The sequence below is a fragment of the Jiella soli genome (genome assembly GCF_020615385.1).
Taxonomy (GTDB): Bacteria; Pseudomonadota; Alphaproteobacteria; order Rhizobiales; family Rhizobiaceae; genus VKMB-3413.
Window position 1 is genome coordinate 20,346 of sequence record NZ_JAJAVB010000004.1, and the last position, 20,887, is coordinate 41,232.

Below are 20,887 nucleotides of genomic sequence, written 5' to 3' on the forward strand. Positions count from 1 at the left end.
TCTTTGCGCAAGAAAAAAGCCGGGCTCTTGCGAACCCGGCTGAAATTAAAGGGGCTTTCGAAAAAGCAAACCCTTGGGAGGAAACAGCCGGAGATCAATGGGAGGAGGTATTGATCAGTCCGACTAGTTGAGAAAATAGCGATTGTTTGGGACGGAACAATCGCGGATCTCACATGGCAGCTATGCGCTGACGGAATAGCTTTTTTCGATCGACCCCAAGGAATTCCAAGGGGATCGAAAGCCTCTTCCAACCAGGCAATAGAATTCCTCTATCAAATTGCTGGTGAGCTATGCGGAACATGCGGAGCTCTCCGCGACTTGCGATCTCTGGATCCGGGCCGGCCGCCGCTCCAGCGCTCCCGGCTCGCGCGATTAACCCTTTCGCCCGGTCGCAGCGCGCGGGCGGCGGTTTGCCGCCGGCAAGACCTTACGCCGATCTCCCGAAAGCCTTAATGTCTGCTTAAGGCTCCCCGCCAAAGGCCGCGTGCCGGGCCTGCGAGAGAGAGAGGTCGCCGCCGATGAGCGCTTCGCAGTCCTATACGTTGCGCGGACAACTGACCCGCCTCGACACGACGACGCGGGTGACGCTCGCGGTCCTCGCGCTCGCCAGCGGCGTCTACACCTATCTCGGCGTGCGCGACCTTCTCGACGGGACGGCGACCACCGTCTTCCTCGGCGCGCTCGTCTATTCCTCGGCGGTCTCCGTCGCGATCTACGCCTTCTGGTCCTACCTCATGCGCTTCATGCCGCATGTGCGCCAGCCGGGCAGCCGCGGCATGCTCTACCTCGCCATGCTGATCGGCGCGGCGATGATCGTCGCCATGTCGTCCTGGCTGAACGCCTCCGCGCTCGCCGGGTCGGCGGCTCTGGAGCAGCATCTTTCGGTGACGACGGAGGCCTATGAGCAGAAGTTGAACGAGGCGCATGAGAACGCGCTCGCCGCGCAGAGCCTGTTGCCGGACATCCAGCTCGCCTCGCAGCGCTTCTCGCGCCTCGCCGACCAGGAGGCGCAGTCGGGCGCGCTCACCGGCACGTCGGGCTCCGGCACCGTGGTGCAGCTGCTCCGGCAGATGGGCAACCAGCTCGCCGGCCTGCAGGGCGAGATCGAGGCCTCGCGCGACAAGGTCAAGACGCTGTTCGACGAAGGCGGCCGGCGGCTGTCGGCGATGCGCCAGCTGGTCACTTCGCAAGGGCCGGTCGCGGACCGCGCCAACGCCTATTCCGAACAGGCGGTCGAACTGTCGGGCCTGATCACCGCGCTGCAGCAGACTTCGGTCGCGCCGGCGGTGCGGCGTGCCGCGGAAGATCTCGGCCGCACCTTCATCGCGCCGATCGCCGACGGGGGCGACGAGGATCTGAGGACGAGGCAGAGCCGCGTCGTCAATACGATCGAGGGCGCCGTCGCCGCACAGAGCAAGGCGCTGGCCGAGGCGGCCGACGAGATCCTGGCGCGGCCGGTAGTGGAACCCTTGCGCTTCACGCCGCTCTCGGCGCCGGAGGCGGTGATCCGCTACGCCCGCGACTTCCTGCCCTCCTGGGCCGGTGCGATCTCGATCGACCTTTTGCCGGCGGTCCTGATCTTCATCCTCTGCATCGTCCAGGACGTCATCCGCCGCGAGGACGGCGAGGAGGCCGAACTCGGCGACATGAGCGCCGCCGAGTTGATGCGGGCGCTGAGGATCCAGCGCAAGCTGAGGGCGGTCGACGCCGACGACGGCGCATCCGCGCGGGAGGCGGTGGCGACGTCGGAGGACGAGGACATCGTCCAGCGCAATCAGCCGGGCGGCGCGACGCCTTTCCCGAAGACCGTCGTGCGATAGGGGGTCGTTCCGGCATGATCGGCGAGGAGGCATCGCCCGGCTGGTTGGAGCGCGCCATCAACGCGCTGCCCGAGGGGGCCGTATTGCGCGGCATCTTCCTGGCGCTGGTCGGCGTCTCCGGCAGCATCGTCTATCTCGACTATCAGAAGATGGAGGCCGCCGCGCTCGACGCGGCGCGGCTGACGCGAACCGAGCCGATGCCGCTCGCCCGGCCGCGGCCCGGCGACCAGATCCGTCCCTACCTGCCGCATACGATCCCGGTCGCGCCCGACCGCGGCGAGCCGAAGCTGCCGGGCTATGACGGGCCGGTCGAGGGCGACGCGCTCGCCGCCTCCATGCGCTTCATCCCCGGACCGGACGGGGAGCTGACCGCGCTCGGCCGGATCGACATCGGCACGGCCGAGCATTTCCGCGAATATCTGGCGACGTCCGAAGGCCGATCGGTGCGCACGGTCGTCCTGCATTCGCCGGGCGGATCCGTCGACGACGCGATCGAGATGGCGCGCGACATCCGCTCCCAGCATCTGTCGACGCGCGTGCCGGCGGACGGCTATTGCGCCTCGGCCTGTCCGCTGGTCCTTTCCGGCGGCGTGACGCGTGGCGCGGGAGAGGGGGCCTGGATCGGCGTCCACCAGGTCTATGCTGTGGAGAATCCGGGCGCGGGGCTCCCGCACGACATCGAGCGCTCGATTGCCGACATCCAGGCGACCACCGCCCGCTGCCAGAACCTTCTCGTCGACATGGGCGTCGATCCGGTGGTCTGGATCAAGGCGATGCAGACGCCCGCCGACCAGCTTTACGTCCTGACCGAAGCGGAACTTTCCAAATACCGGATGGAGCGGCCGTTTCCGGACGACGAGACGTTCATCGGCCCGATCGCTCCGGCCTGGCTGCTCGAACCGAAGCCGGAGAAGACGGCGGAGAAGCCGGCTTCCGCCGACGCTGGCCCGGCGCGCGCCGCGCCGGCTATTCCAGAACCTTCACCAGACGCAGAACGACAAGGGTAATCGCGACCGCCACGGCGGACAGCGCATATTCCCCGAGGCCGCAGCCGAGGCCGACCGCGCCGGTCAGCCAGAGCGAGGCGCCGGTGGTCAGCCCCTTCACCTCGCCGCGCGCCTGGATGATGACGCCGGCGGCGAGGAACGCGACGCCGGAGGTGATCGCCGAGACGATCCGCACCGGATCGGCGCGGGCCGCAGAGACGTCGTCGAAGCGGGCGATCAGGATCGTCATCAGGATCGTGAACAGGCAGGCGCCGATCCCGACCAGCATATGCGTGCGCAGCCCCGCCGCATGGTCGTGCCGCTCGCGCTCGTAGCCGACGATGCCGGTGAGCACGGCCGCCGTCGCCAGCCTGATGAAATCGGCAAAGATCGAGGAACTCGTGATCCACTCCCACATCTGCGCCTCATCGTCTCCAATTTTTTGCCTCGCGCGCTTCAGTACGGCAGTTGGTACTGCTCTGCACGGCCGCCGGCCTTGCTCCGGCTTTCGCGAGGCCGCGCGCTTTCGAAGAAATAGCAATGCGTTGCATCTTCGGCCTATGCTCTAAGCAGAAACCACCCGGTCGAGCCAGGGCAGGAGGCTCGCCGTCGCCTGGCTGCGGAAGGCCTCGGTCTCCTGCAGCGTCTCGTGCCGCGCCCCCTCGACGAGGGCGAGGGTCACGTCGTCGAGGCCGGTCTGGCGCAGCCGCCCTTCGAGCCAGCGCATGGCGGCGCCGGAGCGCGTGACGGGATCTCCTGTGCCCCCGAGAAGGTGGACCGGCAGGTCCGGCGGCAGCATCGACAGGCCGGCCGCGGACCCGCCCTGGAAGATCAGGGTCAGGATGTCCTCCATCATCGAAACGGTCGGCGAGAAGCCACAGAGCGGATCGGCAAGATAGTCGTCGACTGCGGCCGGATCGTGCGACAGCCAGTCGAACATCGTCCGGCGCGGGTTGATCGTCCGGCCCCAGGCGTCGAAGGTGGCGCGGCGGGCGATCGCGCTGGCGACGTCGGATCCCTTCAACGCCCGCTCGGCCTTGAGCGCGAAGCGGCCGACCCGTTCCTCCAGGCCGGTCTCGAAATCGGCGTTCCAGACCGCGAGGCCGGCGAAATCCCTGCCGTGTCGCTCGCCATAGTTCAGCGCGATCAGCCCGCCCATGGAATGGCCGAAGACCACGACCGGAAGCGCGCCGAAGCGCTCCACCGCGTGAAGATGGACCGCGCGGCAGTCCATCAGCACCTTGTCGACTCCGCTGCCCTTGGCGAAGCGGCGAAACGGCGCATCCGGCGCGACCGTCGAGCCGTGGCCGCGATGATCGTGCGCAAGGACGCAGAACCCGCGGGCGGCGAGTTCGGCGGCGAAGCGGCCGTAGCGGCCGGCATGCTCGGCGAGACCGTGGAAGATCAGGACGATGCCCTCCGCCTCGCCGACCGGGCGATGCGAATAGAGATGCAGCGCCGCACCCGTACGGCTGTCCAAAGTCTCTTCGCGATCGAATGCCACACCCGGCTCCTCATCCGTTCCGGCTGACGACTATAGGGCGCGCGGCATCCGAACGTCAGGGAAAAAGGACCGGCGCGGGGCGAGGCGGCGGGATCGGAAGCGACGACCAGGCGTCGAACCGGACTTGCGATGCAATCGTCATGTCGGCAAGCTACAGGTTCAAGAAACGGGGCGGGAGCGGGAGGTCGTCATGGCGCGGAAGACTTGGTGGATACTGGCAGTGATCGCGGCCCTGCCCGTGGGTGCGGCCTTCGCGCAGTCGCCGCTCGACGGCTATGTGATCGCCCGCTCGGCCTGCGCGGCCACGCCTTCGATCCGCAGCGCCGCCAACGACCCCTCGCTGCCTCTGGAGGTCGAGCGCGCCTACAGACTGGTCGGCGAGAACAAAAAGGACGGGACGCATTATCTGATCGAAGTGCCCGGCGCCAAGCCCGAGCAGCGCTGGATCGAAAAGCGCTGCGGCGAGCGCGTTGCCGCGGTGGACGCCGGCTCCGCGTCCGGCGGATCGGACGGTGAGGCGATCGAGGGCGCAAATTCGCAGCTGCCCGAGGACGAGCCTGCTTCGGATGTGGCCGATTCCGGAAACGGCGCGCAGGCGGGCGCGGCGCACCGCAACCTCCTTCTCGCCATCAGCTGGGAGCCCGCCTTCTGCGAAACGCACGAGCGCAAGCCGGAATGCCGGAGCATGACCGACACCTCCTTCGACGCCCGCCATTTCTCGCTGCACGGGCTCTGGCCGCAGCCGCGCGGGACGGAGTATTGCGGCGTCCCGGAGGACCAGAAGGCGGACGACAGGCGCGGCCGCTGGGATCGGCTGCCGGCGGTCGCGCTCGATCCGGAGGTGAAGACGAAACTCGACAAGTTCATGCCCGGCACGCAGTCGCGGCTCGAACGGCATGAATGGACCCGCCACGGGACCTGCTACGGAGCCGATGCGAACGAATATTTCCGGGACTCCATCGCGGCGCTCGAAGCGATCGATGCCTCCGCGGTGGGCGCGCTGTTTGCCGGCGCGCTGGAGCGGCCGCTGTCGGCCGACAAGATCCGCGCGGCCTTCGACCAGGCCTTCGGGCCGGGCGCCGGATCGCGCGTGAAGATCGCCTGCGACCGCGACGGCGATCGCCGGCTCATTTCCGAACTCACCATCGGCCTCGTCGGCGAGATCACGCCGGAGCCCGACATGAAGGCGCTGATCATGGCCGCGCGGCCGACCAGCCCCGGCTGCACCGATGGGATCGTCGACGCGGCGGGGCTGCAATAGACGAAGGGGACCGCCTTGCGGCGGCGCGGGTGCGGCACCCTGTCGCACGGCCGACGGCCAGAGCGGGCCTGGCGGCGCCGGGGCTTGCGTGCTCACAAGCTGTTTAAAAGCAAGCGGTTTCGCGAACGGGGGATGACGCCTGCCCCGGTCTCCCGGACGCCTGCGGCTGGAGTCAGGCGGAGCCGCGCGGGCCTTTCGGCACTCTGCGGATAGAAAGTCTTAAACGCGTTCGTCCTAATCTTGACGGGGCAGACGTTTGAGGAATTTTCCCTTTATGGCTGATCTTGCCAGGATCCGTGACCATGCGAAGGTCCGGCCGCTGCCGCGGGGCGGCGCCCGCTTGTCCTTCTTTGCACGGGACCGTGGAACGATCGTCACTCTCCGCAATGCGGCCGGCAATGCCGCTCTTTCGGGGGCGGGCGCATGAGGACGCCGCAGCCGCAGGACGGGAGCGATCTCGCGCGGATCGCGGCGCTCGAGGCGGACGTCGCGGCGCAGGCGGAGACCATCCGCGAACAGGCCGAGATGCTCGCCCACAGCCGCAAGATCTTCGAGCGCGCTTCCGCCGCGGCCCGGATCGGCGTCTGGGAATGCCGGCTGGCCGATGAGCATCTGACCTGGACCGACGTCGTCTACGACATTTTCGAACTTCCGCGCGGCTCGGCGCTCGACCGTGGCGCGACCGTCCTTTGCTACCCGGAGGACTCGCGGCGGGCCATGGAAGAGGCGCGCGCCCGGGCGATCGCCGAGCGCAGCGGCTTCACCCTCGATGCCGAGATCGTCACGGCGAAGGATGCCCATCGCTGGATCAGGATCACGGCAACCGTCGAATGCGAGGGCGACGTGCCCGTCCGCATCTTCGGCATGAAGCAGGACATCACCGAGGAAAAGCTCCTCTCGGACCGCACGCGCTATCTCGCGGAATATGACGTGATGACCGGGCTCGCCAATCGCGCCAGCTTCCAGACCTGTCTCGGGGGCCTCGACGCGCAGTCGCGGGCGGCGCTCCTCCTCGTCGACCTCGATGGCTTCAAGCAGGTCAACGACACGATGGGCCACGCCTTCGGCGACGAATGCCTGAGAGAGGCTGCTCGCCGACTCGAGGCGGCCTGCCCGGAAGCGGACCTCGTCTCGCGCATCGGCGGGGACGAGTTTGCCGTCATCCTCAAGGCGCCCGCACGCGGGGCCACCACGCAGCTGGCCGCGAAGATCGTCGCCGCATTCCGCAAGCCGATCGTCTGCGAGCGCCATTCCATCCAGATCGGGGCCTCCGTCGGGATCGCCCGCCTCGGCGATTGCCTGCCGTCCGATCTCTTCGTGCGGGCCGACCTCGCGCTTTATGCTGCGAAGGCGGCCGGACGCGGCACTTACCGCAGCTTCAAGCCGGAAATGGTGACTGGGGGAAGCTTCCGCGCCGCCTGAAGCGGGCGCAACCCTCGAGCCTGAGGCGGCGTCGGCCCGACGCCGGTCTCCGCCTATGCCGATATTTCAGCCCGGTGCCGCCACCAGGGACACTTGCGGCGGCCGGGCTTCGAAGGGCAGCGCGCTCGTTGCGGCGGCGCCGCGCATCTCGCGCCGGAACTGGCCGGGCGGGGCTCCGAACATCTGGCGAAACGTCCGGCTGGCATGGCTCTCGCTGGCAAAGCCGACGGCGAAGGCGAGGGCGGCGATGCTGCGCGGCTCCAGCGGATCCTCGAGCAGCGCCTTCAGCCGTACGGCCCGGCGCTCCTGAATATGGCTGGCGACGCCGCCGAAGGGCCGGAAGAGCTCATAGAGCCGCGACCGCGACAGGCCAATCTCCGACGCGATCGCCGCCGGGCTGAGGCCGGGGCTGGCAAGGCGCCGCTCGATGGCGGCGCGCGCCTGGTCGAACTTGTCGAACGTGCCGGCCCGTGCGGCATCCTTTCCCGGCGAGGGCATGAGCGCGATCGCCAGGAGTTCGCGGAAGGCCTGGACGGCACCGGCGATCTCGCGTGGTCCGAGCCGGACGAGATGCCGGTCGAGCGAGACCATCATGTCGCCGAGAAGGGCGGAGGCCGGTGTCTTCAAGACAATACCGTGCAGGCCGGCGCAGTCCTCGACGAAGGGCCTCAGCTCGTCCTGCGGGATCGAGACAGCCAGGATATGGGCATTCTTGAACCGCGCGCGATGCGGACGCCCGGCGTCGAAGACGACGATATCGCCAGGGCCAGCGAGGACAGCGTTGTCAGGCGCACCACCGACGAACTCGCCCGACAGGAGGAGTTGGAGGACGAATTGCCCGGGGTCGTTGCGGAGTTCTATTCGCGCCGGTCGTTCGTGCCCGCGTCCCGTCCGCCGGCGCTCGAACATCACCATAGGGCCAAGCTGCCGCGCTCCGGCTTCGCCCGCGAATACCGCACCGACCGCTGCGCCGGGCCTGAAAGTACGAGGGTCTCGGGGAGCTGCGCACCGGTCTTCGGCCTGAGGCATGCAAGACGTGAGAAGAGAAAGCGGATTGTCGCGGGTGTAGGGCGCCATCGCAGTTCTGGGACCACCTGCCGTGCCTGTCTCAAGGCCCTCCGTTGGCAGTGCGGACAGGCGCCGCAACGTAATCGCCTTTCGGGTGGCTGTCATCTGGCCCGGATAGGGAATTGCACAATATTTCAAAAGACTACGCGGCGCCGCGGCGGCTTGACCATTGGCGATGGCAGCGGCCGGTGTCGGAAAGGATCGAGAAGCGCGAAGAGGCGTCCGTCTGCGCTTGCCTCTGCGCCGCGACGGACGCCCGCGGCCGGTCGCACGCAAACTCTGGCCGGACGGTGGGGCAAGAAATCTGGACGGCCGGAGCTTCAAGGCCCGCCGGATCGTCCCGTAAGAGTGTCCTGCCGGAGCGATTTCCGGCTTGTTTTCTTTCAGGGTCTGTATCCATGACAACATCGCTTCTGTCTCGCCTCGCCATCTGCGCCCTGATCTCGGTCCTTGCCGGACCCGCTCTGGCGGCTGGCGCGATCGCCGTCGACGACGAAGAGGGCATGAAGGCGGGCGACGTCGGCTACGGGACGGCGACGGGCTATTCGTCGCGTGAAGCCGCCGCCGCCGCTGCGCTCAAGAACTGCCAGGACGAGGGCAATTCGGCCTGCAAGGTCGTCGTCCGCTTCGACACCTGCGGCGCCTATGCCGGCTCGGCCGACTATTACGGGATCGGCTACGGCAAGAGCGAGAAGGCCGCAGAGTCCGCCGCGCTCAAAGAGTGCGGCAACAAGTCCTGCAAGATCGTCGTCTCTGACTGCGAGTAAGCGGTCGCAGGCGGGCGGCCGGGGCTGGGTCCGGAAGGGCCCGGCGCCGAGGGCCGTCCGCTCCGACCCAGGAGCTTCCTGCCGCGCCTTCGCTCAGAACCGTTCGACGAAGGGCCGAAGCTCGATTTCCCAGGACCAGGCCGAGCGGTGCTGGTCGATCAGCGCAAGATAGCTGTCGGCGATCGCCTCCGGATCCAGCATGGAATCGGGGGCGTCCGGCGGCTCCGTGCGGCCGGGATTGCGGATTACGCCGTCGATGACGACGTGGCCAACATGGACGCCCTGCGGGTGAAGCTCGCGGGCGATCGACTGCGCAAGCCCGCGCAGCGCGAACTTGCCCATGGCGAAGGGCGCCGAATTGGCAAAACCCTTCACGCCCGCCGAGGCGCCGGTGAAGAGGATGGTTCCGGCCTTTTTCGGCAGCATCCGCCGCGCCGCCTGTTGCGCGACGAGGAAGGCGCCGAAGGCTGAAACCTCGATCGCTCGTCTGACATCTGCCGGATCGAGTTCGGTCAACGGCCCGCGCACCCTTGCCGAGGGATTGTAGACCGCGACGGGGAGATCGTCGCCGAGGCCATCAACCTCGCCGAAGAGGCGGGTGACCGCCCCCGGGTCGGCCGCGTCGCAGGCGACGATGTGGGCGTTCGTCTCCTTTGCCAGTTCGCCGAGCTTGTCGACATTGCGGGCGGCAAGGACGAGCTTGAAGCCGCGTGCGGCGAGCTTGCGGGCGAGCGAGGCGGACAGGCCGTCCCCGACGCCGACGATCAGTGCGATGGACATGGCCATTCTCCGGCATTGCATGGGTTCGACGCGATATGGGCCGCGCAGGCGGAAGCGCCAGCCGGAGGCGGTTTGCGATCATGCGATAGCGGCCACCCTTGCGGCGGAAGAGGCACGCTCGGGCCGGGCGAGAGGTGCGGCTTTCCCAGCGGTCGGGACAGGGCAGCGTTGCGGCCATCGGCGCGATGGCTTAGAGACGGCGCCAATTCGTCATTCCAGTTTTCGCGATACGGAGCAGCAGCGCGCCATGGCTCGCCAGTTCATCTATCACATGTCGGGCCTCTCCAAGGCCTACGGGAACAAGAAGGTTCTCGACAACATCCACCTGTCCTTCTACCCGGACGCCAAGATCGGCATTCTCGGACCGAACGGCGCGGGTAAGTCGACGCTCCTGAAGATCATGGCCGGCGAGGACAAGGAGTTCACCGGCGAGGCTTGGGCAGCCGAAGGCGCCACCGTCGGCTATCTGCCGCAGGAGCCGCATCTCAACACCGACAAGACGGTGTTCGAGAACGTGATGGAGGGCGTCGCCGACAAGCAGGCGATCCTCGACCGCTACAACGAACTGATGATGAACTACTCAGAGGAGACGGCGGAGGAGGGGGCGAAGCTCCAGGACGTCATCGACGCGCAGAACCTCTGGGACCTGGAAAACCAGGTCGAGATGGCGATGGACGCGCTGCGCTGCCCGCCGGCCGATGCCGAGATCGGGCCGCTGTCGGGTGGCGAGCGCCGCCGTGTCGCGCTCTGCAAGCTGCTCCTGTCCAAGCCCGACATCCTGCTCCTCGACGAGCCGACCAACCATCTCGACGCCGAGACCATTCTCTGGCTCGAAAAGCACCTGCGCGAGTACGAGGGCTCGGTGCTGATGGTCACCCATGATCGCTACTTCCTCGACAACGTCACCGGCTGGATCCTTGAGCTCGACCGCGGCCATGGCGTGCCCTACGAGGGCAACTACTCCGTCTATCTGGAGAAGAAGCAGAAGCGCATGCAGCAGGAGGGCCGCGAGGACGACGCCCGCATGCGCGCCATCACGAGAGAGCGCGAGTGGATCCAGCAGGGCGCCAAGGCCCGCCAAACCAAGTCGAAGGCCCGCATCAAGGCCTATAACGAGCTGGTCGAGGCTGCCGAGAACAGAAAGCCGGCGGACGGCAAGATCGTCATCCCGACCGGCGAGCGGCTCGGCAACAAGGTGATCGAGGTCGAGAACCTGACGAAGAGCTTCGGCGACCGGGTGCTGATCGAGAACCTGTCCTTCAAGCTGCCGGCCGGCGGCATCGTCGGCATCATCGGGCCGAACGGCGCCGGCAAGTCGACGCTGTTCAGGATGATCACCGGCCAGGAGAAGCCCGACTCGGGCAAGATCGACATCGGCGAGACCGTCGATCTCGGCTATGTCGACCAGAGCCGCGACGACCTCGATCCGAACCACAACGTCTGGGAAGAGATCTCCGGCGGCGTCGACATCATGAAGCTCGGCAAGTACGAGATGAACAGCCGCGCCTATGTCGGCAACTTCAACTTCAAGGGCCCGAACCAGCAGCAGAAGGTTGGCACGCTCTCGGGTGGCCAGCGCAACCGCGTGCATCTGGCCAAGATGCTGAAGTCCGGCGCCAATGTCATCCTGCTCGACGAGCCGACCAATGATCTCGACACCGAGACGCTGACCGCGCTCGAGGATGCGCTGGAGGAATACGCCGGCTGCGCCGTGGTGATCAGCCACGATCGCATGTTCCTCGACCGGCTCGCCACCCACATCCTCGCCTTCGAGGGCGACAGCCATGTCGAATGGTTCGAGGGCAATTTCGAGGACTACGAGCAGGACAAGATCCGCCGCCTCGGCCCGGAATCGGTCAACCCCAAGCGCCCGACCTACAAGCGCCTGACGCGCTGAGCGGCTGCTCTCGAATCCGTTTCCGACCCGGCCCGGCGCTGTGCTAGGCTGGGTCGTCTGCCGTTAGGGCAGGGAGCGTGGAGACGGACATGCGCGGAGAGAGCGTCTTATATTCGGCCGCGATGGCGGCGGCGTTAGTCGTGCTGTGGGCGGCCTCCGCCGAGGCGAAGCCCGCCCGCTGCTTTACGACCGACGACGGCTATTTCGACTGCGAATTCCGGAGCACGGATCGGGACGGGAGCTTCACGATCGAAGGGCCGGCCGCCACCTACATCGTGAACATCGACAGCCCGGGCACTGCCTACGCCTTCGTCAATCTTGGCGAGCGCAACGTGTCGCTGCCCGGGCTCTACGTTCGCGAGACGGAGGATCCGGCCTGCTGGGCGAATGCGCAGACCGATACGAGGATCTGCGCCTGGTAGCGGCCGACCATGCTCCGGGGAGAGATTCCGGGGGATGTGTCTGATTTCTCTGGAACCTCTTGCCACGCTGGCGTATTGACGCGCCGATCGGTTGGCGTCCAACAATCATTTTCGTTGGGACCCGAAGCTGCCCTGCAATTGCGCGCCGGCCGCTTGGCTCAGGACGCGAGGCAAGGGCGAAACGATGAGAAGGCAGGGCGGGGATATGCGCGTTGACACGTCTCGAGCAGCGGCTTCCGCCGGACCTGGGGACAGCCTGTTCGGGGCAGGGCGGCCGCTTCCGCAGCTCCTCGCGCAGCCGCAAAGCGTCGGGTGTCATGCAGCAGCTTAATGGTGAAGCCTTCCTCGACAGTTTCGCGGCGGACCCCGGAGCCCCGCCGGGCGGCGGGTTCGCCGCGGGCCCCGCATCCGCGTCGGCCGGCGAGCCCGCGGCAGACGAGATCGACTTCGCCAAGGTCTTCGACGCCCTGACCACCCCCTACATGGTTCTAGATGCCGAGCTGAGATACGTCGCCGCCAACGCGGCCTATGAAGAGGCGACGTTCCGCACCCGGGAGGAACTTCTCGGCCAGCGCCTGTTCGACCTTTTTCCCAATCCCGGCGAGAGCGGGCGGCGCCTGCGCCGGTCCCTCGAGCAGGTGATGGCGACAGGCGAACCGGACACGATCGCCTTCCTCTCCTACGCCATTCCCCGGCCGGCATCGAAGGGCGGCGGGATGGAGCAGCGCTATTGGAGCGCCACCCATTCTCCGGTGAAGGACGCGCTCGGCAAAGTTCGCTTCATCGTCCAGAACACCGTCGACGTGACCGAGATCGTCCGGCTGAGGGAAGCCAATGCGCTGCCCTTCCGGACCGTCCCCGGTGAGCTCGCGCTCCTCAAGAATGCGCAGGATGTCGAGGAAGCCTATCAGGAGCGCGTATCCGAGAGCGAAGAGTTCCGGCAGCTCTTCCGCCAAGCGCCGGGCATGATCGCCGTCCTCGAGGGGGAGGACCAGGTCTTCACCTTCGTCAACGACAGCTACCAGCGCTTCGTCGGCGAACGCGACCTGATCGGCCGGCCGCTGCACGAGGCGCTGCCGGAGATCTGCGACCAGGGCTTTGCGGAGATGGTCCAGGAGGCGTACCGCGAAGGCCGGCAGGTATCGGGCGAGGCGGTGCCGACGGTCATTCGCGCCGATGCCGGCGTCCTTCCCAAGGAAGCCTTCGTCGACTTCACCTGCAATCCGATCCGGGACGGGGAGGGCGCAGTGATCGGCGTCTTCGTGCAAGGCGCCGACCGAACCGAGGCAGTGCGCGCCACCAAGCACCAGCGCACGCTGATCGACGAGCTCAATCACCGCGTGAAGAACACGCTGGCGACGATCCAGGCCATGGCCCGGCAGAGCTTCCGCAACACCGAGGACATTGCCGAAGCCCGCTACGCCTTCGAATCGCGGCTGATGGCGCTGAGCCACGCCCACAACATCCTGTCCGACCGGCGCTGGGAGTTCGCGCCGCTCTCCGCGCTCCTCAAGGAGGAACTCGCCGATTTCGGGGCCGACCGGGTCAGCATGGTCGGACCGGAGATCACCCTTCCGGCAAATGTCGGGATCTCGCTGGCGATCGTCTTCCACGAACTCACCGCCAACGCGCAGCGCCATGGCGCCCTGAAGGACGATGCGGGATCGCTGGAGGTGATCTGGTCGCATTCCACGGAGCCGGACGGGCAGACGCTGGCCTTCTCCTGGACCGAGCAATGCCGGCGGTCGCTGGCGGAGGCACCGGGGCCTCTGCGGCCTGGCTACGGCATCCGCGTCCTGACGCGGATCATCGAAGGCGAACTCGTGGGGTCCCTGTCCCTTGACCTTCAGGAGAGCGGTCTCATTTGCCGATTTGTGATCAAACTTTCCGAGGTCGGCGACATTGCAGGTTCAGGGGCGCAATGAGGGGGGCGGCCTGAACGGCCTGCGCATCATGATCGTCGAGGACGAGAGTCTCGTCGCCATGCAACTCGAAGACATGCTGTTCGATCTGGGATGCGACGTCGTCGGGCTCGCCATGCGTATCAAGGGCGCGCACGAGATCATCGATTCCGGTGTCGCGATGGACCTCGCCATCCTCGACGTCAATGTCAGTGGTGAGACGGTCTATCCGGTCGCCGAGCGTCTCGAAAAGGCCGGTGTGCCGGTAGTCTTCGCGACAGGCTACGGCAAGGAGGGCGTCGACCCGCGCTGGCACGGCTGCCAGATCGTCCAGAAGCCCTACACGATGGAGCAGATCGAAAGCTCGATCGAGCGCAGCCGGAACTGAGCCGCACGGCCTGCGGCAGCCGGGACTGCCGCAGGGGCGGGATTAGCTAAAGCGTTGCGAGACTCCGGGTGCTGGATGCCGCCCGGCTCCCCTTCTGCCTCCATCTTGCCGAAATCCGACATTCTTGATCTTGCCAGGCCCTCTATTCGTCGGCCGTGCCGGTGATGCTCATCACGAGTTGCCGGGGCGACAGAGTGAGGCGCAGGACCGTCGCCGCCGGGTGCGCCGCGGCGGTCGCCTCCTCCATGCCGGGTGCTGCAAGGATCACCAGCCTCGTACCGGACGATTCCAGGCCGACAGCGAGGTTGCGCTCGAGGTCCATCCCTTCCGGCAAGGCGACGACCGAGATAGCGAAGGATCGACGCGCCAGCCGGTCGATCGCGGTCCGCTGCGAGCCGGCGATGGTCGCGCGGGCGCCGGCCTCTTCCAGCGCATCGGACATCCTGAAGGCGCGCCTTTCGTCCACGTCGCAGACAAGAACGTCCTTGCCGGCGAGAAGGCTCGCCCAGGAAAATGCGTCAAACGTGTCAAGGCCCCGGCTCATGGGCGAACGAAACCATTCGGCGCGTCGTCCCGCAAGATAGCGACAGCTCGATCACGATTTCGGCATCGTTTCCGACGAAACGTCTCCGCCGCCTGTCTGTTAAGCTTTCAGGTGGGCTGAGGGCATCGTGCGGACGCCCACGATCGAGAAAATGGGATCATTCCATGGATGTCTTCGTCCAGACCATGATGGAAACGCTCGGCGCCTTTGGCATCGCGCTGTTGATGTTCCTGGAGAACATCTTCCCGCCGATCCCGTCAGAGCTGATCATGCCGCTCGCCGGATATCAGGCCGCGTCCGGACAGATGTCGCTCTGGCTGGTGATCTTGTCGGGAACCATCGGCTCGCTGCTCGGCGTCGTGCCTTGGTATTATGCCGGGTCGATCCTCGGCCGACGGAGGCTCGAGCGCCTCGCTGAGCGACATGGCCGCTGGCTGACGCTTTCGCCCGAGGATGTCGGCCGCGCCGACGACTGGTTCCGTCGCCATGGCGCGCTGGCGGTGCTGTTCGGGCGACTGGTTCCGACGGTGCGCACCCTGATCTCGGTTCCCGCGGGCGTCGCCCACATGCCGCTCGCGACGTTCCTCGTCTATTCCGCCATCGGCAGCGCCGTCTGGACCAGTTTCCTCGCCGGGGTCGGCTATCTGCTCGGCCAGCAATACGATCTGGTGGCGGATTATGTCGGGCCGGTTTCGAACGCCGTTTTCATCATCATCGCCATCATCTACGTCTACCGCGTCGCGACCTTCGGCAAGCGCCAGCGCCGTCAAGAGGAGGCACGGCAGGCGGACGGGTGAGACCCGCCGGTGGCTCGCTTGACGCCGCAGCCCGCTCGGATCGGAGGATGCGCCGGTTTGCGGTGCGGGCCATGTTTCCGGTAGAGGGCTCGGGCGATGGAGATGGAGGTCGAGATCAGGCGGGGGCGGCGGTTGAAGGGGCGCGTCGCCGGGCTTTACCAGACTGCGGGAAATGGGTTCGAGACGACACCCGTCGAGCAGCTCACCCTGACGTTCTCCGGCATAGCGGGCGATCGGCACGAGGGCGTCACCCGGCGGTCGGGCGGGCGCGAGCCCTGGTACCCGCGCGGCACCGAGATGCGCAACGAGCGGCAATTGTCGCTCCTTTCCCAGGACGAACTGGACGGGGTCGCGACGGATCTCGAGATCGACCGGCTGATGCCGGAATGGATCGGCGGCAATCTGCTCGTCGAGGGGATCGCGCGGCTCTCGCTCCTGCCGCCGCGCACGGTGCTCTTTTTCGCTTCCGGGGCGAGCATCCGGATCGACGGCGACAACGCGCCCTGCCGGCTTGCCGGACGAGCGATCGCGGCGCATTGCGGCCGGCCGCGGGCGGAGTTCGACTTTCCGAAGCTCGCCCGGCATCGGCGCGGCCTCGTGGCTTGGGTGGAGAAACCGGGCGTCGTGACAATGGGCGAGACCTTCGAAGCGCGCATCCCCGAGCAATGGGTCTATCCCTAGAGCGCCTGGCGGCGGACCGGGTGCGCTCCGCTGGCCGATCTCTTTGTTGTCGCAGCGGGTCTTTCCGAAAGCCGGTTTCCCGTTTTCCGTCCGAGGTTCGAGCCGAGAACGCAGTAGCGAGCGCCGAGCCCGCGGGCGACCCTGGCTGCAGTATGGCGCCGGGGGCAGGGAGACCGCCATGCACCTGACCCGACGCCTGGGGGACTCGCTGAAGAGCCTGGTGGCGATCTCGGGCGATCCAATGCCGTGGAAGAGCGTGATGTTCACGCTGCTTGCCGTCGCGGTTCCGCCGGCCGTCGCCGGCACGCTCCTCGGCCGCGCCGCGATCGCCGGGCTGATCGCCGCGATGTCGGCCCATCTGGCGGCCAAGGACGTCGGCATCGGCATTGCCGGCCTGATCGTGACCTTCACCGGTCTTGCCGGCTTCGTCGCCCTCGGCGCGCCGGAGATGGCGCTTCTGGTGACGCCGGTCATCGCGGGCGCAGCCGGCGCGGCGGGAAGCTACGGGCTGGCGCGTCCGGTCATCCGGGGCCTGATCTTCTGGACGATCTTCACCTCGACGCTGATGCCGGCCGAGCGGCCGGAGGCGCTGTTCGTCACCTATTTCGCCGCGATGGCGTGGAGCCTCGCCGTGACGCGCCTGGCGGGCCTCGACGCGACCCTGCCGAAGGAAGAGCCGGAATCGCATCGCTATGCGGCGGTCTTCGGCGTCGTCTTTGCCACGGGCCTGACGATCTCGGTCTATGTCAGCCAGAATTATTTCGGCCGGCATGGCTTCTGGTTTCCGCTGACCTTCGTGGCGCTGTGCCTGCCGCCGCACGGGGCGCTGTTCTCGCGCACGCTGCAGCGCGGCGTCGGCACGCTGGTCGGAACCGGGATCGCCTTCGCCATCGCTCTCGTTCTGCCGGGCACGTGGTGGATTGCCGGCGTCGGCGCGATCGCCCTGCCGCTCGGCTTTCGCGTCCTGCCGGCGAGCTATACCGGCTTCATCACGCTCCTCACCGTCGCGATCCTCTGCTTTCTGGACATTGCCTCGGACATCGACACGCTCGCCTTCGAGCGGGTGGCGACCATGGCTGCTGCTGCGGCCATGACGCTGGGGCTCGCGATGGTCGGAGCGCTGGCGCTCTATCTGGTCAAGCCCGAGGCGTTGAAGTCCCTGCAGGAGAGCTGATCGTCGCTCTACGATCCGAGTCTTCGTCTTCGTCTTCGTCGGAATCGGCGGGAGCCGCATCCGTCGGCCCGGCCGGTCCGTCGGGTTCCGCCTCGTCCGGATCGAGGTGCCGGGTAGCGCCCCAATCGCCGAGGACGGCGTTGATGTCGTCGAGCACGAAGAAGCGCGCGGCGTCGCGGTCGTAGCCGTCGTCCATCAGCGCGTCGTAGTCGGTGTGCATGTGCCGGATTTGCGCCACCGCCGCGAGCCAGACGGCGCTTTCCGGCGTCAGGCTGCGCATGTGCTTGGCGCGGGCCGCCTCGCGGATCGCTTCGGCATCGAGGAAAGGCGCGCGGGGGATCGTCGCCGTCAGGGCCCGGGCGATCCGCTTCTGCCGCTCGGTCGCCATGGCGTCACCCTTCGCTGGTCCCCGCCGATGGGGCGTCCACTGACGGATAATAGGGCTTGATGTCGAGAAGCGGCGTTCCGTCGAGGACGTCGACGGCGTCGATGGTCACGCGACCGGCCTCGGGGTCGATCGCCTCGATCCTCGCCAGATGAAGGCCGATCGGATTGGGCCGCGCCGGCGAGCGCAGCGTGAACGTCGCCCGGACGTCGCCCGAATGGCGCGGTTTCTGCAGGGCAAGGTCGCGGTCGGCCCCGTCGAGGAAGGTCAGGCACCAGACGACGTCTCCGACCGCGAGTCCGGCAAGGGCGGGGCGCCAGCGCGGGTCGATCTCCAGCACCCCCGTCTCGCCCGCCTCGAGCGCAGCCCGCCGATTCTTCGGGCAGGTCTCACAGGTCTTCCACGGCGACCTGATGCGGCCGATGAAGACGAGGCCGGCATCGTCATAGGCAGGAGGCGGGCCGTCGAACCGGACTTCTCCCTCGCGGGCCGTATCGCGGAGCGACCGCGCGGCGGTCGGATCCTCGGCTGGTTCGTTTCCGGTCATCGCGTGGCTGCCCGCCCACCCCGCATCCGGCGGTTCGGCCGGATCTGTGCCTGCACCCTGCGAGACGGCAAGCACCCCTTGCCAATCCTTCGGGTTTCACATAAAGATATGTTTATATCCTGATTGAGCGTGGGCATGCTGGACATTCCGAGATTTCCTTTCGACCCCCTGGTGGACGCGTTGAAGGCCGTGGCCGAGCCGACGCGCCTTCGGCTGGTGATCCTGCTCAGCGAATTCGATCTCACCGTGAGCGAGCTTACGGCGATTCTCGGCCAGTCGCAGCCGCGGATATCGCGCCATCTCAAGCTTCTGGCCGAAGCCGGTCTCGTCGTGCGCTATCAGGAGGGCGCCTGGGCCTATTTCCGGGTCTCGCACGAAGCCTCCAGCGCCGGCCTCGTGCGGTCGATGCTGGGCTGGGTCGACGAGGCCGATCCCGTCATCCGGCGGGATGCCGAGCGGCTCGAGGAGGTGCGCCGGCAGCGCGCGCAGCGCGCGGCGGACTATTTCGCCCGCAACGCGGCGAGCTGGGACCGGATTCGCGCCCTGCATGCCTCCGACACCGATGTCGAGGCGGCGCTTCTGGCCGCGCTCGGCAGGAAGCGCTTCGACACGCTGCTCGACATCGGAACCGGAACCGGCCGGATGCTGGAACTGCTCGCCCCGCGGGCCGAGCGCGCTGTCGGCATCGACGCCTCGCGCGAGATGCTGGGCGTTGCGAGAGCCAAACTCGATACGGCCGGCATCGCCAATGCGCAGGTGCGGCTCGGCGATGCCTATCACCTGCCGGTGGACCGGCACGGGTTCGACCTCGCGGTGGTTCACCAGGTGCTGCATTTCCTCGACGATCCCGCCGCGGCGGTCCGCGAGGCGGCGGCGGCGCTTTCCCCCGGAGGCCGGCTGGCGGTCATCGACTTTGCGCCGCACGAACTGGAGTTCCTGCGCTCCGACCACGCCCATATGAGGCTCGGCTTCTCCGACGAGACCCTCACCGGATATGCCGAGGCGGCGGGTTTGGAAACGATTTCGATCGATCATCTCGTCTCCAAGGGCGGTGAGACCGGGGACCTGACCGTCACCATCCTGATTGCGCAGGACAGGCTGCGCCTCGTGGCGGGCGCCGAGCCTGCGCACGCCATCCGATCCAGTGAAGAAGGGCCCACAGCATGAGCCAGATCAACGCGCTGCCGGCCAGCGGCATCAATGTTTCCTTCGAGTTCTTTCCGCCGAAGACCGAAAAGATGGAGGAGAACCTGTGGCGCTCGATCGAGCGTCTGGCGCCGCTGTCGCCGCACTTCGTCTCCGTGACCTACGGCGCCGGCGGCTCGACCCGCGAGCGCACGCATTCGACGATCGAGCGGATCCTGAAGGAAACGGATCTCCAGCCTGCGGCGCATCTGACCTGCGTCGACGCCTCGCGCGAGGAGGTCGACGAGGTCGTGCGCCAGTATCGCGACACCGGCGTCAGGCATTTCGTGGCGCTGCGCGGCGACAGCCAGGCCGGCGTCGGCCAGACCTATGTGCCGCGCTCCGACGGCTACCGGAACGCGGTCGAGCTGGTCGCCGGCCTGCGGGCGATCGACGATTTCGAGATCTCGGTCTCGGCCTATCCGGAAAAGCATCCCGAGAGCTCGGACTTCGCCACCGATATCGATCTTCTGAAGCGCAAGGTCGACAATGGCGCCACGCGCGCCATCACCCAGTTCTTCTTCGACAACGATATTTTCGAACGCTATGTCGAACGGGTGCGCCGGGCGGGGATCTACATCCCGATCGTCCCCGGCATCGTGCCGATCCACGACTTCACCAAGGTTTCCCGTTTCTCCAAGGCCTGCGGGGCGACGATCCCGCTCTGGCTGGCCGAACGGTTCGAGGGACTGGAAACGGATGTCGAGACCCGCAGCCATGTCGCGGCGGCCTTCTGCGCCGAGCAGGTTCTCGACCTCACCCGGCGCGGTATCACGGACTTCCACTTCTACACGATGAACCGCGCCGATCTCGTCTACTCGATCTGCCACATCCTCGGCCTCAGGGCCCGGGCGGAAGCGGCGCAGGGCGAAGCGGTCGCCGCGGCCTGACGGCTGCTATTCTCCAATCGCGAGAGCTTCCATAAAAAAGGAGAGCCGGGCCTCGCGGCCCGGCTCTCCGTCGCTGTTTTGCCCCGACGGCCGCGACCGGCCGGCCGGACCCGATCTTACGGAAGATAGCCCGCGACCATCGCGATCAGGAATGCGAACACGGCGCAGATCATCAACAGGTTCAGTGAACGCGTGAGTTCCATAGTATCGGCTCCCTATTTGAACCAGCGGTGAACGTTACCCAAGCAACAGCGCTCGTAAAGAGGCTTTCGTTGCTGCGCTGCGAACGCTCTTGCATGCATCCTCTGAAGCTCCTGAAAGCGCAGGCGTTGCAAGTGCGAAGGAGACGTCAAACTTTTTCGGGTTGGCGTGCCGCTATGGGCCCGGGCTGGCCCATTTTGCCACAGTATCGTCAAGGGATATTCGGTCCGGCACGGCGCAGGGCCGGAATTGGGGACGGTTCTTGAA

At 67.0% G+C, this 20,887-nt stretch carries 21 protein-coding genes; 14 read left to right on the top strand and 7 right to left on the bottom strand.

Annotation, left to right across the window (positions count from 1 at the left end; all coding sequences use genetic code 11):
- Positions 1-518 precede the first annotated feature (518 nt).
- Together LH400_RS03605 and LH400_RS03610 are read left to right on the top strand one after the other, a co-directional pair.
- Positions 519-1,820, top strand: a complete 1,302-nt coding sequence (locus LH400_RS03605) for a hypothetical protein (protein ID WP_229151294.1) — start codon at positions 519-521, stop codon at positions 1,818-1,820.
- Between the two features lie 14 nt (positions 1,821-1,834).
- Positions 1,835-2,827 (top strand): COG3904 family protein, encoded by a 993-nt coding sequence (locus tag LH400_RS03610; RefSeq protein WP_229151295.1) that lies wholly within the window; start codon positions 1,835-1,837, stop codon positions 2,825-2,827.
- On the opposite strand, the gene LH400_RS03615 is transcribed toward LH400_RS03610, so the two are convergent.
- Complete coding sequence (locus tag LH400_RS03615) at positions 2,787-3,224, bottom strand: MgtC/SapB family protein (RefSeq protein ID WP_229151296.1); 438 nt, start codon at positions 3,222-3,224, stop codon at positions 2,787-2,789. The genes LH400_RS03610 and LH400_RS03615 overlap by 41 nt on opposite strands.
- A gap of 147 nt (positions 3,225-3,371) precedes the next feature.
- Positions 3,372-4,310: an alpha/beta fold hydrolase gene (locus tag LH400_RS03620; protein ID WP_229151297.1), complete on the bottom strand. Its 939-nt coding sequence runs from the start codon at positions 4,308-4,310 to the stop codon at positions 3,372-3,374.
- A 190-nt stretch (positions 4,311-4,500) separates the two neighbouring features.
- On the opposite strand from LH400_RS03620, the gene LH400_RS03625 reads away from it, so the two are divergent.
- Together LH400_RS03625 and LH400_RS03630 are read left to right on the top strand one after the other, a co-directional pair.
- Entirely contained in the window at positions 4,501-5,571 is a 1,071-nt protein-coding gene (locus tag LH400_RS03625) for a ribonuclease T2 family protein (RefSeq protein ID WP_229151298.1), read from the top strand.
- 423 nt (positions 5,572-5,994) lie between these two features.
- A complete protein-coding gene (locus LH400_RS03630; protein ID WP_229151299.1) occupies positions 5,995-6,993 on the top strand; it encodes a diguanylate cyclase domain-containing protein in 999 nt (332 codons plus the stop codon).
- A gap of 66 nt (positions 6,994-7,059) precedes the next feature.
- On the opposite strand, the gene LH400_RS03635 is transcribed toward LH400_RS03630, so the two are convergent.
- A complete protein-coding gene (locus tag LH400_RS03635) occupies positions 7,060-8,469 on the bottom strand; it encodes a helix-turn-helix domain-containing protein (protein ID WP_370638322.1) in 1,410 nt (469 codons plus the stop codon).
- On the opposite strand from LH400_RS03635, the gene LH400_RS03640 reads away from it, so the two are divergent.
- Positions 8,460-8,828 (top strand): DUF4189 domain-containing protein, encoded by a 369-nt coding sequence (locus tag LH400_RS03640; RefSeq protein WP_229151301.1) that lies wholly within the window; start codon positions 8,460-8,462, stop codon positions 8,826-8,828. The genes LH400_RS03635 and LH400_RS03640 overlap by 10 nt on opposite strands.
- Positions 8,829-8,921: 93 nt before the next feature.
- Here the strand turns inward: LH400_RS03640 and LH400_RS03645 are convergent, their stop codons facing one another.
- On the bottom strand, positions 8,922-9,614 hold the full coding sequence (locus LH400_RS03645) for an SDR family NAD(P)-dependent oxidoreductase (RefSeq protein WP_370638323.1): 693 nt from the start codon (positions 9,612-9,614) through the stop codon (positions 8,922-8,924).
- Positions 9,615-9,855: 241 nt separating this feature from the next.
- On the opposite strand from LH400_RS03645, the gene ettA reads away from it, so the two are divergent.
- From ettA to LH400_RS03665, 4 genes are all read left to right on the top strand, one after another.
- Positions 9,856-11,505 carry an energy-dependent translational throttle protein EttA gene (ettA, locus tag LH400_RS03650; protein WP_229151303.1) on the top strand — a complete coding sequence of 550 codons (1,650 nt, stop codon included), beginning with the start codon at positions 9,856-9,858 and terminating at the stop codon, positions 11,503-11,505.
- 89 nt (positions 11,506-11,594) lie between these two features.
- On the top strand, positions 11,595-11,927 hold the full coding sequence (locus LH400_RS03655; protein ID WP_229151304.1) for a hypothetical protein: 333 nt from the start codon (positions 11,595-11,597) through the stop codon (positions 11,925-11,927).
- 317 nt (positions 11,928-12,244) lie between these two features.
- Positions 12,245-13,852 (top strand): sensor histidine kinase, encoded by a 1,608-nt coding sequence (locus LH400_RS03660; RefSeq protein ID WP_229151305.1) that lies wholly within the window; start codon positions 12,245-12,247, stop codon positions 13,850-13,852.
- On the top strand, positions 13,830-14,216 hold the full coding sequence (locus LH400_RS03665; RefSeq protein WP_229151306.1) for a response regulator: 387 nt from the start codon (positions 13,830-13,832) through the stop codon (positions 14,214-14,216). The genes LH400_RS03660 and LH400_RS03665 overlap by 23 nt, the downstream gene beginning before the upstream one ends.
- Positions 14,217-14,358: 142 nt before the next feature.
- Here LH400_RS03665 and LH400_RS03670 read toward each other — a convergent pair whose 3' ends face one another.
- Positions 14,359-14,760 carry a hypothetical protein gene (locus tag LH400_RS03670; protein WP_229151307.1) on the bottom strand — a complete coding sequence of 134 codons (402 nt, stop codon included), beginning with the start codon at positions 14,758-14,760 and terminating at the stop codon, positions 14,359-14,361.
- Positions 14,761-14,924: 164 nt separating this feature from the next.
- Between LH400_RS03670 and LH400_RS03675 the strand changes: the two genes are divergently transcribed.
- The 3 genes from LH400_RS03675 to LH400_RS03685 all read left to right on the top strand — a co-directional run bounded on the left by LH400_RS03675 (position 14,925) and on the right by LH400_RS03685 (position 17,412).
- The gene (locus LH400_RS03675) at positions 14,925-15,557 is read left to right on the top strand and encodes a DedA family protein (RefSeq protein WP_229151308.1); all 633 of its coding nucleotides are present in this window, start codon (positions 14,925-14,927) and stop codon (positions 15,555-15,557) included.
- A 96-nt stretch (positions 15,558-15,653) separates the two neighbouring features.
- Positions 15,654-16,238, top strand: coding sequence for an MOSC domain-containing protein (locus LH400_RS03680; protein WP_370638324.1), 585 nt, complete (start codon positions 15,654-15,656; stop codon positions 16,236-16,238).
- Between the two features lie 178 nt (positions 16,239-16,416).
- The gene (locus tag LH400_RS03685; RefSeq protein ID WP_229151309.1) at positions 16,417-17,412 is read left to right on the top strand and encodes an FUSC family protein; all 996 of its coding nucleotides are present in this window, start codon (positions 16,417-16,419) and stop codon (positions 17,410-17,412) included.
- Here LH400_RS03685 and LH400_RS03690 read toward each other — a convergent pair.
- Both LH400_RS03690 and LH400_RS03695 read right to left on the bottom strand, forming a co-directional pair.
- A complete protein-coding gene (locus LH400_RS03690) occupies positions 17,375-17,800 on the bottom strand; it encodes a DUF2293 domain-containing protein (RefSeq protein ID WP_229151310.1) in 426 nt (141 codons plus the stop codon). The two genes, LH400_RS03685 and LH400_RS03690, sit on opposite strands and share 38 nt — an antisense overlap.
- A gap of 4 nt (positions 17,801-17,804) precedes the next feature.
- Positions 17,805-18,344 (bottom strand): SAM-dependent methyltransferase, encoded by a 540-nt coding sequence (locus tag LH400_RS03695; RefSeq protein ID WP_229151311.1) that lies wholly within the window; start codon positions 18,342-18,344, stop codon positions 17,805-17,807.
- 135 nt (positions 18,345-18,479) lie between these two features.
- On the opposite strand from LH400_RS03695, the gene LH400_RS03700 reads away from it, so the two are divergent.
- Entirely contained in the window at positions 18,480-19,511 is a 1,032-nt protein-coding gene (locus LH400_RS03700; protein WP_229151312.1) for an ArsR/SmtB family transcription factor, read from the top strand.
- A complete protein-coding gene (gene metF / locus LH400_RS03705; RefSeq protein ID WP_229151313.1) occupies positions 19,508-20,419 on the top strand; it encodes a methylenetetrahydrofolate reductase [NAD(P)H] in 912 nt (303 codons plus the stop codon). The genes LH400_RS03700 and metF overlap by 4 nt, the downstream gene beginning before the upstream one ends.
- Positions 20,420-20,887 lie beyond the last annotated feature (468 nt).

What these genes read in the sequence shown, in the direction of transcription:
- LH400_RS03635 (WP_370638322.1), bottom strand. Translation starts at nt 8,469, where the DNA reads ATGTTGTCATGGATACAGACCCTGAAAGAAAACAAGCCGGAAATCGCT.
- LH400_RS03660 (WP_229151305.1), top strand. Translation starts at nt 12,245, where the DNA reads ATGCAGCAGCTTAATGGTGAAGCCTTCCTCGACAGTTTCGCGGCGGAC.
- LH400_RS03695 (WP_229151311.1), bottom strand. Translation starts at nt 18,344, where the DNA reads ATGACCGGAAACGAACCAGCCGAGGATCCGACCGCCGCGCGGTCGCTC.
- LH400_RS03645 (WP_370638323.1), bottom strand. Translation starts at nt 9,614, where the DNA reads ATGGCCATGTCCATCGCACTGATCGTCGGCGTCGGGGACGGCCTGTCC.
- LH400_RS03630 (WP_229151299.1), top strand. Translation starts at nt 5,995, where the DNA reads ATGAGGACGCCGCAGCCGCAGGACGGGAGCGATCTCGCGCGGATCGCG.
- LH400_RS03685 (WP_229151309.1), top strand. Translation starts at nt 16,417, where the DNA reads ATGCACCTGACCCGACGCCTGGGGGACTCGCTGAAGAGCCTGGTGGCG.
- LH400_RS03605 (WP_229151294.1), top strand. Translation starts at nt 519, where the DNA reads ATGAGCGCTTCGCAGTCCTATACGTTGCGCGGACAACTGACCCGCCTC.
- LH400_RS03625 (WP_229151298.1), top strand. Translation starts at nt 4,501, where the DNA reads ATGGCGCGGAAGACTTGGTGGATACTGGCAGTGATCGCGGCCCTGCCC.
- LH400_RS03655 (WP_229151304.1), top strand. Translation starts at nt 11,595, where the DNA reads ATGCGCGGAGAGAGCGTCTTATATTCGGCCGCGATGGCGGCGGCGTTA.
- metF (WP_229151313.1), top strand. Translation starts at nt 19,508, where the DNA reads ATGAGCCAGATCAACGCGCTGCCGGCCAGCGGCATCAATGTTTCCTTC.
- LH400_RS03610 (WP_229151295.1), top strand. Translation starts at nt 1,835, where the DNA reads ATGATCGGCGAGGAGGCATCGCCCGGCTGGTTGGAGCGCGCCATCAAC.
- LH400_RS03675 (WP_229151308.1), top strand. Translation starts at nt 14,925, where the DNA reads ATGGATGTCTTCGTCCAGACCATGATGGAAACGCTCGGCGCCTTTGGC.
- LH400_RS03615 (WP_229151296.1), bottom strand. Translation starts at nt 3,224, where the DNA reads ATGTGGGAGTGGATCACGAGTTCCTCGATCTTTGCCGATTTCATCAGG.
- LH400_RS03680 (WP_370638324.1), top strand. Translation starts at nt 15,654, where the DNA reads ATGGAGATGGAGGTCGAGATCAGGCGGGGGCGGCGGTTGAAGGGGCGC.
- LH400_RS03670 (WP_229151307.1), bottom strand. Translation starts at nt 14,760, where the DNA reads ATGAGCCGGGGCCTTGACACGTTTGACGCATTTTCCTGGGCGAGCCTT.
- ettA (WP_229151303.1), top strand. Translation starts at nt 9,856, where the DNA reads ATGGCTCGCCAGTTCATCTATCACATGTCGGGCCTCTCCAAGGCCTAC.
- LH400_RS03690 (WP_229151310.1), bottom strand. Translation starts at nt 17,800, where the DNA reads ATGGCGACCGAGCGGCAGAAGCGGATCGCCCGGGCCCTGACGGCGACG.
- LH400_RS03700 (WP_229151312.1), top strand. Translation starts at nt 18,480, where the DNA reads ATGCTGGACATTCCGAGATTTCCTTTCGACCCCCTGGTGGACGCGTTG.
- LH400_RS03640 (WP_229151301.1), top strand. Translation starts at nt 8,460, where the DNA reads ATGACAACATCGCTTCTGTCTCGCCTCGCCATCTGCGCCCTGATCTCG.